13 protein-coding genes and 1 pseudogene are annotated in these 12,570 nt (G+C 70.6%); 6 read left to right on the top strand and 8 right to left on the bottom strand.

Annotated elements, in window-relative coordinates; all coding sequences use genetic code 11:
* Positions 1 to 4: 4 nt before the first annotated feature.
* Together ABZV77_RS04720 and ABZV77_RS04715 are read right to left on the bottom strand one after the other, a co-directional pair.
* On the bottom strand, positions 5 to 562 hold the full coding sequence (locus ABZV77_RS04720; protein WP_356250330.1) for a DUF1003 domain-containing protein: 558 nt from the start codon (positions 560 to 562) through the stop codon (positions 5 to 7).
* Complete coding sequence (locus ABZV77_RS04715; protein WP_356250328.1) at positions 552 to 1,847, bottom strand: CBS domain-containing protein; 1,296 nt, start codon at positions 1,845 to 1,847, stop codon at positions 552 to 554. Before ABZV77_RS04715 ends, ABZV77_RS04720 begins: the two co-directional genes overlap by 11 nt.
* A 193-nt stretch (positions 1,848 to 2,040) precedes the next feature.
* On the opposite strand from ABZV77_RS04715, the gene ABZV77_RS04710 reads away from it, so the two are divergent.
* Positions 2,041 to 2,814 (top strand): hypothetical protein, encoded by a 774-nt coding sequence (locus ABZV77_RS04710; RefSeq protein WP_356250326.1) that lies wholly within the window; start codon positions 2,041 to 2,043, stop codon positions 2,812 to 2,814.
* Between the two features lie 100 nt (positions 2,815 to 2,914).
* Here the strand turns inward: ABZV77_RS04710 and ABZV77_RS04705 are convergent, their stop codons facing one another.
* Both ABZV77_RS04705 and ABZV77_RS04700 read right to left on the bottom strand, forming a co-directional pair.
* Positions 2,915 to 3,427 carry a hypothetical protein gene (locus ABZV77_RS04705; protein ID WP_356250324.1) on the bottom strand — a complete coding sequence of 171 codons (513 nt, stop codon included), beginning with the start codon at positions 3,425 to 3,427 and terminating at the stop codon, positions 2,915 to 2,917.
* Between the two features lie 23 nt (positions 3,428 to 3,450).
* Positions 3,451 to 4,587 carry a magnesium and cobalt transport protein CorA gene (locus tag ABZV77_RS04700; protein ID WP_356250322.1) on the bottom strand — a complete coding sequence of 379 codons (1,137 nt, stop codon included), beginning with the start codon at positions 4,585 to 4,587 and terminating at the stop codon, positions 3,451 to 3,453.
* A 499-nt stretch (positions 4,588 to 5,086) separates the two neighbouring features.
* On the opposite strand from ABZV77_RS04700, the gene ABZV77_RS04695 reads away from it, so the two are divergent.
* On the top strand, positions 5,087 to 5,680 hold the full coding sequence (locus tag ABZV77_RS04695; RefSeq protein WP_356250320.1) for a suppressor of fused domain protein: 594 nt from the start codon (positions 5,087 to 5,089) through the stop codon (positions 5,678 to 5,680).
* An 18-nt stretch (positions 5,681 to 5,698) separates the two neighbouring features.
* On the opposite strand, the gene ABZV77_RS04690 is transcribed toward ABZV77_RS04695, so the two are convergent.
* Positions 5,699 to 6,952 carry an MFS transporter gene (locus ABZV77_RS04690; protein WP_356250319.1) on the bottom strand — a complete coding sequence of 418 codons (1,254 nt, stop codon included), beginning with the start codon at positions 6,950 to 6,952 and terminating at the stop codon, positions 5,699 to 5,701.
* A gap of 172 nt (positions 6,953 to 7,124) precedes the next feature.
* Between ABZV77_RS04690 and ABZV77_RS04685 the strand changes: the two genes are divergently transcribed.
* The 3 genes from ABZV77_RS04685 (at position 7,125) to ABZV77_RS04675 (ending at position 9,554) form a co-directional block, all read left to right on the top strand.
* Positions 7,125 to 7,766 carry a DUF6758 family protein gene (locus ABZV77_RS04685; RefSeq protein ID WP_356250317.1) on the top strand — a complete coding sequence of 214 codons (642 nt, stop codon included), beginning with the start codon at positions 7,125 to 7,127 and terminating at the stop codon, positions 7,764 to 7,766.
* A gap of 145 nt (positions 7,767 to 7,911) precedes the next feature.
* Complete coding sequence (locus ABZV77_RS04680; RefSeq protein ID WP_356250315.1) at positions 7,912 to 8,787, top strand: PHP domain-containing protein; 876 nt, start codon at positions 7,912 to 7,914, stop codon at positions 8,785 to 8,787.
* A gap of 161 nt (positions 8,788 to 8,948) precedes the next feature.
* Complete coding sequence (locus ABZV77_RS04675) at positions 8,949 to 9,554, top strand: MarC family protein (RefSeq protein ID WP_356250313.1); 606 nt, start codon at positions 8,949 to 8,951, stop codon at positions 9,552 to 9,554.
* A gap of 95 nt (positions 9,555 to 9,649) precedes the next feature.
* Here ABZV77_RS04675 and ABZV77_RS04670 read toward each other — a convergent pair whose 3' ends face one another.
* A complete protein-coding gene (locus ABZV77_RS04670; RefSeq protein ID WP_266659153.1) occupies positions 9,650 to 9,802 on the bottom strand; it encodes a hypothetical protein in 153 nt (50 codons plus the stop codon).
* Positions 9,803 to 9,983: 181 nt separating this feature from the next.
* On the opposite strand from ABZV77_RS04670, the gene ABZV77_RS04665 reads away from it, so the two are divergent.
* On the top strand, positions 9,984 to 10,892 hold the full coding sequence (locus ABZV77_RS04665) for an NYN domain-containing protein (protein WP_356250311.1): 909 nt from the start codon (positions 9,984 to 9,986) through the stop codon (positions 10,890 to 10,892).
* A 57-nt stretch (positions 10,893 to 10,949) separates the two neighbouring features.
* Here the strand turns inward: ABZV77_RS04665 and ABZV77_RS04660 are convergent, their stop codons facing one another.
* A complete protein-coding gene (locus tag ABZV77_RS04660; protein WP_356250309.1) occupies positions 10,950 to 11,846 on the bottom strand; it encodes an alpha/beta hydrolase in 897 nt (298 codons plus the stop codon).
* A gap of 131 nt (positions 11,847 to 11,977) precedes the next feature.
* Positions 11,978 to 12,570, bottom strand: a pseudogene (locus tag ABZV77_RS04655) (hypothetical protein); the annotation flags it as partial.

Below are 12,570 nucleotides of genomic sequence, written 5' to 3'. Positions count from 1 at the left end.
TATGTCAGCGGTCGCCTACATCACTTCCGCGCGAGCGCTCCGACGGGAATACCGCGCGCTGCTCCTCCAACTCCTTGACCAGGTCCTGTAGCTCGGAGCGGATCCAGTCGCGGGTCGCTACCTCGCCGAGGCCCATGCGCAGCGAGGCGATCTCCCGGGTGAGGTACTCGGTGTCCGCGATGGACCGCTCGTTCTGCTTGCGGTCCTGTTCGAGGTTGACGCGGTCGCGGTCGTCCTGGCGGTTCTGCGCGAGGAGGATCAGCGGGGCGGCGTACGACGCCTGCAGCGACAGCATCAGCGTCAGGAAGATGAACGGGTACTGGTCGAAGCGCAGGTGGTCGGGGGCGGCGATGTTCCACACCACCCACAGGATGATGACGACCGTCATCCAGACGATGAACCTGCCGGTGCCCAGGAACCGCGCGATGCGCTCCGAGAGCCGCCCGAACGCCTCCGGGTCGTACTCGGGCAGGAGCCTGTTGCGCGGCGGCCTCGGCTGGTCGAGGCGGAATCGCGGGGTGCGCGGCTCGGGACGGTTCTCGCGCTCGCGGTCAGCCGCCATGGACCGCCCCTTCCTCCTCGAAGTGGAACTCCGTCTCGCGCCAGTCGTCCGGCAGCATGTGGTCGAGCACGTCGTCGACGGTGATCGCCCCGAGCAGCGAGCCGCTCTCGTCGACGACGGGGGCCGCCACCATGTCGTACGTCGCGAAGTACCCGGCGACGGCAGGCAGCGTGGTGCCGGGCGCGAGCGGCAGCAGATCGTCGTCCAGGATCGAGCCGACCAGCGTGTACGGCGGATCGCGAAGGAGACGCTGGAAGTGCACGGTGCCCAGGTACTTGCCCGTCGGCGTCTCGTCGGGCGGGCGGCACACGTACACCTGCGCGGCGAGCGCGGGGGAGAGGTCCTGCTGCCGCACCCTGGCGAGCGCGTCGGCGACCGTCGAGTCGGGCCGCAGCACGATCGGCTCGGTGGTCATCATGCCGCCTGCCGTGCGCTCCTCGTACGCCATCAGACGCCGCACGTCCGCCGCGTCGCCGGGCTGCATCAGCGTGAGCAGCCGCTCCTTGTCCTCCTCCGGCAGCTCGGCCAGGAGGTCGGCCGCGTCGTCCGGGTCCATGGCCTCCAGGACGTCGGCCGCGCGCTCCTCCTTGAGCTTTCCGAGGATCTCGATCTGGTCGTCCTCGGGGAGCTCCTCCAGGACGTCGGCGAGCCGGTCGTCGTCGAGGGCGGCGGCCACCTCGGTCCGCCGTTTGGGGGAGAGGTGGTGCAGCACGTTGGCGAGGTCGGCGGGGCGCAGCTGCTCGAAGGTGGCCAGCAGGCTCTCGGCGCCCTGTCCGTGCTCCTCCAGGGAGAAGCCGTCCACGGCGGACCAGTCGACGGTGAGCGTCTCGCCCTTGCGCCGGAAGGTGCCGCCCTTGCCCTTCCGTACGAAGACCCGGTCGATCTCCCAGTCGCGGCGGGCGGGGAGCTGCTGAATCGATACGTCGAGGACGGTGACCTCATTGTCGGTGTTATCGGTGTCGCCGGTGCCGACGAGCCGCACCCGCCGGTCGAGCATCTCGCCGAGGACGAGCCGCTCGGTGGGCCGCTGCTCGAAGCGCCGCACGTTCACCACTCCGGTGGTGATGACCTGGCCCGACTCGATGCCGGTGACGCGGGTCATCGGCAGGAAGATGCGGCGCCGGGTCGAGAGCTCGACGACGAGGCCGAGGAGCCTGGGCGGCCGCCTGCCGACCCTGAGCATCGCGACCAGATCGCGCACCCGGCCCACCTGGTCGCCGTTCGGATCGAAGACGGGGGTGCCGGAGAGGTGTGAGACGAAGACCCTGGGGGCACCTGCCGCCATGCGAGCGCCTCCTTCAGGCCGGGGGTTTCATGCCGGTTGGTCCGTCAATACGGGCTTCAGGCTAGCCCGTCCCGGTCGGATACGCCCCGGCGGAGGGTCCGGACGGACTGCCGCCGACCGGCTGCGCCGACACAGGTACGCTGCCGTACTGCCGAAGCCGTAGAGGTCGTCCGCACGAGAGGCAGCGCCACCTGTGACCGCTCATCCCCTGGCCAGCCGCGCCCGCAGGGCAGCGTTCGTGAGTGCGATGTGCGCGGGCCTGGCGGTGGCGGTGACGAGTCTGGCGGGCTGCAGCAGCAGTGAGGACCCGGACGCGGGCACGAACGGCGTCGGGAAGCTCTCCGCGTCGAAGATCCAGGGCAAGGCGGGCACGGCGGCCGGGGCGGCGTCGGCGGTGCGGCTCTCCGGCACGGTGGTCAGCAAGAGCCACACGTACACCCTCGACATGCGCCTCAAGGGCGAGGGCGGCACCGGCTCGGTCACCTCCAAGGGGCAGACCTTCCAGCTGCTGAGGGTCGGCGAGCAGCTGTATCTGAAGGCCGACACGGAGTTCTGGACGCACGACGGCGGAAAGGGCGACGGAAAGTCCGGGCAGTCGGACGCGACGGCCGCGGCCAAGCTGGACGGCAAGTACGTGAAGGTCCCGCAGGGCGACCCTGCCTACCAGCAGCTGGGCGGCTTCACGGACAAGGACAAGCTCCTGGACGGCATGCTCACCCTGCACGGCAAGCTCGCCGTGGGCGACCGCGGCAAGACGGGCTCGCTGCGCAGCATCAAGATCACCGGCGACGACGGCGCGGGCGGCACGCTCTCCGTCTCCCTGGACGGCAAGCCGTACCCCTTGCGCCTGGACCGCGGCGGCGGCGCGGGCACCCTCAAACTCACCGACTGGAACAAGGACTTCTCCTTGCAGGAGCCGGGCAAGGACGAAATGGTCGACTACGGAAAACAACTCCCGACGTCCTGACGGGGGCCGGGTGAGGCAAGCCCCGCAGGGGCAGGCCTCAGGGGCGCGGGGAACTGCGCGACCAGCCACAACGCACCCGCAGAGCAGAGCGACCCAGCCCTCAACGGCGCTTGCGCTTGAAGAGCAGCCGCGGCAGCGCATCCGGCACCGGCTGCCGAGTCGTAGCCCCCGTGGGCAGGGGCACAGCCGCCAGGGACCCCGAGGGCAACGCGCTCACCCCGTCACGCGGCGTGAGCCGGACGACCCGACACTGCTCAGCCCACCGCACGGTGACCCGCTCCGCATCCGGCGCGTTCAACCGCTTCCCCTTGAGCTCCGCGACCGCCGCCTCCCACTCCTCGGAGCCGGGCGCGAGCTCGGCGACCGCCGCGGTCCAGGCGACGACCCGCCCGCCCTTGTCCTTGCTGCGCACGGTCACTTCCGCGGTGCCCCCGTCGACGAGCCCCGGCAGCGGCTGCTCGCCGGGCCCGTCGCCGACGAGATGCACCGCACCCTCGTACCAGACGTGCCAGAGCGCCCGAGCGGGCGAGCCCGCGCCCTGGACCCAGACGAGGCCGGACTTCTTGGTGGCCTCCTCGACGAGGGCGCGGTCGAGCAGCGGGTCAGCAGTCATGGCGGCAGCCTACCGAGTGGGGGTCACAGCCAGCCGTTGCGCTTCAGGGTCCGGTGGATCGCGAAGCAGACGCCGCCGATGAGGGCGAGCACCATCGGGTAGCCGTAGCGCCACTGGAGCTCGGGCATGTGCTTGAAGTTCATGCCGTAGATCCCGCAGACGGCCGTCGGGACGGCGATGATCGCCGCCCACGAGGTGATCTTGCGCATGTCCTCGTTCTGCGCGACGGCGGCCTGCGCGAGGTTGGCCTGCAGGATCGAGTTGAGCAACTCGTCGAAGCCGATGACCTGTTCCTGGACGCGCGTGAGGTGGTCGGCGACGTCGCGGAAGTACTTCTGGATGTCGGGGTCGACGAGCCGCATCGGCCGCTCACTGAGCAGCAGCATCGGGCGCAGGAGCGGCGAGACGGCGCGCTTGAACTCCAGGACCTCGCGCTTGAGCTGGTAGATCCGCCCGGCGTCGACGCCGCGCGAGGTCCCCTTGCCCTTGCTCGGCGCGGAGAACACCTCGCTCTCCACGTCGTCGATGTCGTCCTGCATGGCGTCGGCGACCGCGATGTAGCCGTCGACGACGTGGTCGGCGATGGTGTGCAGGACGGCGGAGGGGCCCTTGGCGAGCAGCTCGGGGTCGTCCTGGAGGCGGCGCCGCAGGGCGCGCAGCGAGCCGTGGCCGCCGTGCCGGACGGTGATGAAGAAGTCCCGGCCGGTGAAGCACATCACCTCGCCGGTCTCCACGACCTCGCTGGTGGCGGTGAGTTCGGTGTGCTCGACGTAGTGGATGGTCTTGAAGACGGTGAACAGCGTGTCGTCGTACCGCTCCAGCTTGGGCCGCTGGTGGGCGTGGACGGCGTCTTCGACGGCGAGCGGGTGCAGCCCGAACTCGGCGGCGATTCCGGCGAATTCGGCCTCGGTCGGCTCGTGCAGGCCGATCCAGGCGAAGCCGCCCCTGCGGCGCACCTCGAGCATCGCCTCGTGCGGCGTGAGGGCGTCGGCGCACTCCAGACGGCTCCCGTCGCGGTAGACGGCGCAGTCGACGACGGCCGACGCGGCGTCGCGGGTGGCGTCGTAGGTGTCGTAGGAGGCGGGGGAGGAGGGATAGGCGGTGCCGTCCTTGCGCAGCGAGGGGCGGACGGCGGCACGAAGGTCGCGGATCATCGACATGGGCAGGCTCCTTCGAAGGAGGCCGCCGGCGACGGTTGGAACTGCCCGGAATGGGGACGTCCTACTGCGGAATGTTTGGCACGTCCACAAAGCGGGGAGCACCGCACCGTCGCGGTGGCAGCTTCGCTACTGACACAGATCAGGAATCTCAGACAGATCAGGTGGGAACGAAGTGCTCTTCCGACGCACACGGCACGAACGGTGCTCGCGGTGCGTGCGTGTGCTCGCGCAGCTACGGGGCTGCGTGAATCACCGGGCGGAAGAGCGGGTGGTACTGCACGGTCGACTTCGGTCCATTGCAGCCCCACCTCCTCCGGCCGGTCCCCCGTAAGGGAAGTCCCATGCGCCCTTCACGCCCGTGGCGCAAAGTCAGTGTCTGTCTGCAGGGCTTGAAAGCGACGCTTCTGCGTGCTGCCCTGAGCCAGCGGCCAACACTATCAGCCGACAGAAGTGTCAAGCCCCCGCTTTGCCCGCCCCTGACGAGTTCTATGCTCGCGTCATGGCTGATGTTCTTGCGCTGGTCGAGGCCCGTTTCCGCACTGGCCTGGGGGAACCTGACGCGCGCGCCGCGGTGACCTTCCTCGGGACCGACCGCATCGAAGTGTTGCGGTTCACGGACGGCGACGTGGTGCGCTATGCCACGCTCGGGATGTCGGCCCAGCCCATGGCCGACCCCACCGCCGCGCTGGCCGATCCGGTCAAGGGGCCGCGCGCCGAGCTGGTGTTGTCGGTACGAGGCGGACTCACCGGCACCGTCGACACGGACAAGGTGCTGCGGCCGCTCGCGGTCCTCGCCGCCTCACCCCAGGTGGAGGGGCTGATCGTGGCGCCGGGCGCATCCCTTGACGTGGGTGAACCGCTGTGGCCGGGGGCGCCGTTCACCTCGGTGCTCGTGGCGGAGTCCGGCGGTCTGCTCGAGGACCTCGCGCTGGACGAGCCCATGGATCCCGTACGTTTCCTGCCGCTGCTCCCCATGACGCCGAACGAGGCGGCGTGGAAGCGGGTGCACGGCGCGGCGGCCCTCCAGGAGCGCTGGCTGAACAGCGGAACGGACCTGCGCGATCCGCTGCGCAAGTCCGTGCCCCTGGACTGAAGTTCCGCCGCCGGAAGCTCAGTTGGCGAAGACCGTCACGCTGTCCTCGGTGGCGTGCCGCGGTTCGAGTTCCTCGGCCTCGTGGGTGAGGGCATCCCTGCGCACCCACACCACGACCGCGCCGAGCACCGCGGTGACGGCCGCGACCACGAACGGGATGTGGATGTTGCTCCACTCCTCGATCTTCGGCGCGAAGAACGGCGCGGCGGCGGCCGCGAACCACCGGACGAAGTTGTAGCCCGCGCTGGCCACCGGGCGCGGCGCGTCGGAGACCCCGAGGGCGAGCTCGGTGTACACGGTGTTGTTCACGCCGATGAAGGCGCCGGACAGGATGGTGCAGACGACGGCCACGGTGTGGTTGCCGTAGCCGAGCACCAGTACGTCCACGGCGAGCAGCACCAGGGAGCCGCCGAGCACCTTCAGCGAGCCGAACCGTGCCTGCAGCCGCGGCGCGACGAGCACCGAGAACACCGCGAGCAGCACGCCCCAGGCGAAGAACACCGCGCCCGATTTGTAGGGGGACATGTTCAGCACGAACGGTGTGAAGGCCAGCACGGTGAAGAACGTGTAGTTGTAGAAGAACGCCGAGGCCGCCGCGGAGGCGAGGCCGCCGTGGCCGAGCGCCTTGACCGGGTCGAGCAGCGATGTCTTCTGCGCGGGCTTCGGCTGCTCCTTGAGGAACGCCGTGATGCAGAGGAAGCCGATCGCCATCAGCGCGGCGGTGCCGAAGAAGGGGTAGCGCCAGCTGGCGTCGCCGAGCAGGGCGCCGACCAGCGGTCCGCACGCCATGCCGAGGCCCAGCGCCGACTCGTACAGCAGGATCGCGGCCGCGCTGCCACCGGCCGCGGCGCCGACGATGACGGCGAGGGCGGTCGAGACGAAGAGCGCGTTGCCGAGGCCCCAGCCCGCCCGGAACCCGACGAGCTCACCGACCGAGCCCGAGGTCCCGGAGAGCCCCGCGAAGACGACCACGAGCGCGAGGCCGAGCAGCAGGGTCTTCTTGCCGCCGATGCGGCTGGAGACGAAGCCGGTGACCAGCATGGCGACGGCGGTGATCAGGAAGTACGAGGTGAAGAGGAGGGAGACCTGACTCGCGTCGGCGTCCAGGCCCTTGGCGATGGAGGGCAGGATCGGGTCGACGAGCCCGATGCCCATGAAGGCGACGACGGAGGCGCCCGCCGTGGCCCACACGGCTTTGGGCTGCCGCAGCAGGCTGCCCGCCCCGGCGTCGAACGGGTCCCCTTCGGCGGGACCCCCTGTACTGCTGTTCATACAGCCGCTCCTTCGCTGCTTCCGCCGCTTCCACGGAAGTCGTTGACGTATACACATATTAAGTTAGAGAGCCTAATTGGTGCAAGCTACATGTAATTTTGCCTGGTGACAGCGCCACCGGACGGGTGATCGTCCTTGACGGGGCGCCGACCGGGGAGGACCGTTGAGCGCTATGAGGGGCGAACCCAGTTGCCCGAAGTGTGGTGGCCGGGTCAGGGCTCCCGGTCTCTTTGCCGACTCCTGGCAGTGCGATGTGCACGGCACGGTGCACCCGCTGCAGCCCGTGATCCCGCCCAGCGTCGAGGCCCTCCAGGTCGTGGTGCACCGCACGCAGGTCCCGGTGTGGATGCCGTGGCCCCTGCCGGTCGGCTGGCTGTTCACGGGCGTGGCCTGCGCGGGGGACGACAGGAGTGGCGGCCGTGCGACGGCCGTGGCCTGCTCGGGGCCCGCGCCGCTCGGCGGCGTCGGTGAGCTGGTGCTCGTCGCCGAGGAGCTCGGTGTCGGCCTCGGCGCGCGGTACGCGGGCATCGACGGCCCCGACCCCGGCCCCCATATGAGCGTCGAGAAGCCGCCGCAGACCAAGGTGCTCGCCGCCGGGCGGCCGACGCCGATGTGGCACGTCTCCGGGACGCCGGACGACCGCGCCGTCTTCGCGGGGGAGGCGTGCGGCCTGTGGCTGTGGGCCATCGCGTGGCCGGAGCAGTCGGGCCTGCTCATGTACGACGAGCTGGTCCTCACGGATCTGCGGGACGCGGGCGCCGAGGTGGACCTGCTGCCGTGCGGGGCGCTGTCCCCGCGGCTGCTCATGCCGTGAGCGGGGCGGCCCTGTCGGCCTCGTGCGGAGCGGGCCGCTCGGCGTGGTGAGCGATGCCTCTTCGGAGACGGGCCGGGAGACGTCCGACTCCCGTTATCCTTGAGCGTCCCCTCATTCGCCCCGTCAGAGCACTGGAGCCAGCGTCGTGCGCATCGATCTGCACACCCACTCCACCGCATCCGACGGCACGGACACCCCGGCCGAGCTGGTCCGCAACGCCGCGGCGGCAGGCCTCGACGTCGTCGCGCTGACCGACCACGACACCACCCGGGGATACGCCGAGGCGAAGCGGGCCCTGAGCGAGCTCCCGACGGACCTGGCCCTCGTGACCGGCGCCGAGCTCTCCTTCAACCTCGACGGCATGGGCCTGCACATGCTGGCCTACCTCTTCGACCCCGAGGAGCCGGAGCTGGCCCGCGAGTGCGAGCTGGTCCGCGACGACCGGGTGCCGCGCGCGAAGGCGATGATCGGCAAGCTGCAGGGGCTCGGTGTGCCGGTGACCTGGGAGCAGGTCGCGCGCATCGCGGGCGACGGTTCCGTGGGCCGCCCGCACATCGCCGAGGCACTCGTCGATCTCGGCGTCGTGCCCACCGTCTCCGACGCCTTCACGCCCGAGTGGCTCTCCGACGGCGGCCGCGCGTTCGCCGACAAGCACGAGCTCGACCCCTTCGACGCGATCCGCCTGGTCAAGGCGGCCGGTGGCGTCACCGTCTTCGCGCACCCCGGCGCCGTCAAGCGCGGCAAGGTCGTGTCCGAGAGCGTGATAGCCGACCTCGCGGCGGCCGGTCTGGACGGCATCGAGGTCGACCACATGGACCACACGTCCGAGACCCGCACCCGGCTGCGCGCCCTCGCGGGGGACCTCGGCCTGCTGGTCACCGGGTCGAGCGACTACCACGGCAGCCGCAAGACGTGTGTGCTCGGGGAGTTCACCACCGACCCCGAGATCTACGGCGAGATCACGCGCCGCGCGACGGGCGCGTTCCCGGTGCCGGGCGCGGGCGGACACTCCGCCGCGTAGCAGCCCGCATCGAGCGGCACTGCCCTTCGCGCCACCTCACTTCACCTCCCTCCACCTCGCTTCACCGCATCCCACCGTTCCGTGACGGCGGTCGCCCGTGCCCCGCGCCCGGGGCCGTCCGTCGCGGGCTCCTTCGTACGACTCTCCGCAAGGCCATCACTGTGTTCGACGTTGCCGTTTTCGGATCCCTCTTTCTCACGCTTTTTGTGATTATGGACCCTCCTGGGATCACCCCGATCTTCCTCGGTCTCACCGCGGGCCGACCCGCCAAGGTGCAGCAGCGGATGGCCTTCCAGGCCGTCTGCGTCGCCTTCGGCGTCATCTCGGTCTTCGGCCTCGTGGGCCACCAGATCCTCAACTACCTGCATGTCTCCGTCCCCGCGCTGATGATCGCGGGCGGGCTGCTGCTGCTCCTCATCGCGCTCGACCTGCTCACCGGCAAGACGGACGAGCCGAAGCAGACCAAGGACGTCAATGTCGCGCTGGTGCCGCTCGGCATGCCGCTGCTCGCGGGTCCCGGCGCGATCGTCTCGGTCATCCTGGCCGTCCAGGACGCCGACAGCGTCGGTACGCAGATCTCCGTCTGGGCGGCGATCGTGGCCATGCACGTGGTGCTGTGGCTGGTGATGCGGTACTCGCTGCTGATCATCCGCGTGATCAAGGACGGCGGCGTGGTGCTCGTGACGCGCCTGGCGGGCATGATGCTGTCCGCCATCGCGGTCCAGCAGATCATCAACGGCGTGACGCAGGTGATCAAGGGCGCCTGAGCGGAGCCCGGGTGCTCTGACTGCGGTACCGGCCGTCCACGTACATACGAAGGGCCCCCGTACGGATTCCGTACGGGGGCCCTTCGACGTCTGCGTTACGAGGCCGAGGTGTCGGCCGGTCGGATATAGATGCGCTGGCCGATCGCTGCGGCCTGCTGCACGATCCGATTGACGGAGGCGGCGTCCACGACGGTGCTGTCCACGGCGGAGCCGTCGACGTCGTCGAGTCGCATGATTTCGAAGCGCATAGGGCTTCTCCCTTCGTCTGGTCATCCTCCTGCAAGGAGAACTGCTGTGTTCCTGATGGGTACAACGAGTTGCCCCCTGCAAACATTCCCTACGCTAAAGAAATTTTTCGGTAACCTAATTACTTGTGAGTAGCGAGAGCGGTTGTGTTCGCTGCGTGACCAGCGGGAGACTGGGACCGATATGAACGACGCCGATCCCAGCGCAGTCGACATCAGCGCCCAGCTGGAGCGCACCAACAGCCTGCTGGAGCGGGTGCTCGCCGAGGTGGCGAAGACACCGTCCACGCACGCGATCTTCGTTGATGCCGGGTATCTCTACGCCGCGGCGGGCCGGCTGGTCGCCGGAACCGAGGACCGGCGCGCCTTCGACCTCGATGCGGAGGGCCTCATCGAGGCGCTCATCGACAAGGCGCGGACGATCTTCGCGGACAGCCGACTCCTGCGCGTCTACTGGTACGACGGCGCCAGGCGCCGCATCCACACGACCGAGCAGCAGTCGATCGCGGAGCTGCCCGACGTCAAGGTCAGGCTCGGCAACCTCAACGCCAACAACCAGCAGAAGGGCGTCGACTCCCTGATCCGCAGTGACCTGGAGTCACTCGCCAGGCACCGCGCCGTCAGCGACGCGGCCCTCATCGGCGGCGACGAGGACCTGGTCTCGGCCGTCGAGGCGGCGCAGGGCTACGGCGCGCGGGTCCACCTGTGGGGCATCGAGGCCCCCGACGGCCGCAACCAGGCGGAGGCGCTGCTCTGGGAGGTCGACAGCCAGCGCACGTTCGACCTCGACTTCTTCAAGCCGTACGTGGTGCGGCGCACCGTCGCGGCGTACGAGACGGGCACCGCCGCGCACCGCCCCTCCCGTGACGACGTCCGCTTCGTCGGCGCGCAGATCGCCGCGAAGTGGCTCGGGGCGCGGGGGCGCGAGGCCCTGGTGGGGCTGTTGCCCGGGCATCCCTATCTGCCCGGGTCGGTGGACCAGGACCTGCTGGTGGAGGCGGAGCGGCTGCTGCAGTACTCGCTGCGCGGGCAGTCCGATCTGCGCAGGGCGCTGCGGGACGGCTTCTGGGAGCACTTGCAGGCGCAGTACTGAGGGGGCAGTACTGAGGGTGCAGTACTGAGGGTCCCTCCCGCTGCCGTGCCGGTGTCCTCAGTGCCGGTGCCAGAAGTCGACCAGAGCCGCGGCGGTCTCCGCCGGGCGGTCGGTGTTGGGGGAGTGCTCGGCGCCGTGGATCACCGTGCGGTGGGCGGCCAGGCGGTGGGCCATGTCGTCCATGAGCGGCACGGGCCAGGTGTCGTCGCGCTCGCCCGAGATGACGTGCTTGGGCAGCGGCAGCGCGGCGAGCTCGGCCACGCGGTCCGGTTCCGCGGAGAGCTGCCTGCCGGTGGCGATGAGCTGGGCCGGGCTGTGCAGCAGCCAGCGGGCGTGCAGGGCCTCGCTGTCGTCCTCGCCGTCGTCCTCGCAGTCCGGATCGCCCTCGCCCTCGCCCGTCTGCGCGTCCTGCGGGGGCGGCGGCTCCATGGCCCGCATCGCCTGCCACACCTCGTCCATGGACAGCGCCGCGAGGGCGTCCGCCAGCATCTTGGCGCGGGTCTGCTGGTCGGGGGTGATCGCGGCGGGGCCCGACGACATCAGGGTGAGGGTGGCGAAGGTGCGGGGTTCGAGGAGCACGGCGGCGCGGGCGATCTGGCCGCCGAGGGAGTGGCCGAGGAGGTGGGGGCGGGCCTCGGACAGGGCGGCCGCCTGGGCCAGCACGTCCCGGGCCAGCTCCGTCTGGGCGTACGCCGACACGTCGTCCGGGCCCGGCGTCTCGTACTGCCCGCGCCCGTCCACGGTCACCGCGCGGTAGCCCGCGTCCGCCAGCGGCTCCAGGAGGGCGATGAAGTCCTCCTTGCTGCCGGTGAAGCCGGGGAGCAGGAGGACAGTGCCTCTGCGCCGGACACCTGCCGCCGGAACCGCGTCGAGAACGGCGAAGTCACCCCGCTCGGTGCGGAGGGTCCGCGCGCTGGCGCACGGGGGCGGGACGAAGGTCGGCGGCCTGCTCATGAGCCGAGGCTAACGGGTGACCTGCGCGTCGCGGCAGCGTGGCTCCCCTCCGACGCCAGAAGGCCCGTCCCGGAGGGGACGGGCCTTCTGTACGGCGGGCCGGTGGAGAACCGGACGGAGGGGACCGGAGGTCAGCCCTCCGGAGTCTCCACGGATTCCGCCTTCTTGCGCGTGCGACGACGCGGCGCCGGGGCGGTCGCCTCGGCCTCGGCCGTGTCCGCCGGGGCGGCAGCGGCCTTGCGCGTACGACGGCGGGGCTTGGACTCCTCCGTCGCCTGGGCCGGGATTCCGGCCTCGGCGGCCTCGGCCGCAGCCGGAGCCTTGGCCGCGGTCTTGCGGGTGCGGCGCTTGGGCTTCTCGGCTTCGGCGTCGGTCGCGGTGACCTCGGGGGTGGCGGCTTCGGCGACCTTTTCCGCGGTCTTGCGGGTGCGGCGCTTCGGCTTTTCGGTGGCCGGGGCCTCCGTGGTGGCCTCGGCCTCGACGGCGTCGGCGACCTTGGCCGCTGCGGTCTTGCGAGTGCGGCGCTTCGGCTTCTCCGCCTCGGCGTCGGTCGCGGCGACCTCGACGGTGGCGGCCTCGACGACCTTCTCCGCAGCCTTACGGGTGCGGCGCTTCGGCTTTTCGGCGGCCGGGGCCTCCGTGGTGGCCTCGGCCTCGACGGCGTCGGCGACCTTGGCCGCTGCGGTCTTGCGAGTGCGGCGCTTCGGCTTCTCCGCCTCGGCGT

It is taken from the genome of Streptomyces sp. NPDC004732, from assembly GCF_040609235.1.
Taxonomy (GTDB): domain Bacteria; phylum Actinomycetota; class Actinomycetes; order Streptomycetales; family Streptomycetaceae; genus Streptomyces.
The sequence above is the reverse complement of the archived record's forward strand: the minus strand, read 5'-3'. Positions and strand labels throughout refer to the sequence as shown.

Coding starts and splice junctions, on each gene's coding strand:
- ABZV77_RS04720 (WP_356250330.1), bottom strand. CDS start 562: ATGGCGGCTGACCGCGAGCGCGAGAACCGTCCCGAGCCGCGCACCCCG.
- ABZV77_RS04715 (WP_356250328.1), bottom strand. CDS start 1,847: ATGGCGGCAGGTGCCCCCAGGGTCTTCGTCTCACACCTCTCCGGCACC.
- ABZV77_RS04705 (WP_356250324.1), bottom strand. CDS start 3,427: ATGACTGCTGACCCGCTGCTCGACCGCGCCCTCGTCGAGGAGGCCACC.
- ABZV77_RS04700 (WP_356250322.1), bottom strand. CDS start 4,587: ATGTCGATGATCCGCGACCTTCGTGCCGCCGTCCGCCCCTCGCTGCGC.
- ABZV77_RS04695 (WP_356250320.1), top strand. CDS start 5,087: ATGGCTGATGTTCTTGCGCTGGTCGAGGCCCGTTTCCGCACTGGCCTG.
- ABZV77_RS04690 (WP_356250319.1), bottom strand. CDS start 6,952: ATGAACAGCAGTACAGGGGGTCCCGCCGAAGGGGACCCGTTCGACGCC.
- ABZV77_RS04685 (WP_356250317.1), top strand. CDS start 7,125: ATGAGGGGCGAACCCAGTTGCCCGAAGTGTGGTGGCCGGGTCAGGGCT.
- ABZV77_RS04670 (WP_266659153.1), bottom strand. CDS start 9,802: ATGCGCTTCGAAATCATGCGACTCGACGACGTCGACGGCTCCGCCGTG.
- ABZV77_RS04665 (WP_356250311.1), top strand. CDS start 9,984: ATGAACGACGCCGATCCCAGCGCAGTCGACATCAGCGCCCAGCTGGAG.
- ABZV77_RS04660 (WP_356250309.1), bottom strand. CDS start 11,846: ATGAGCAGGCCGCCGACCTTCGTCCCGCCCCCGTGCGCCAGCGCGCGG.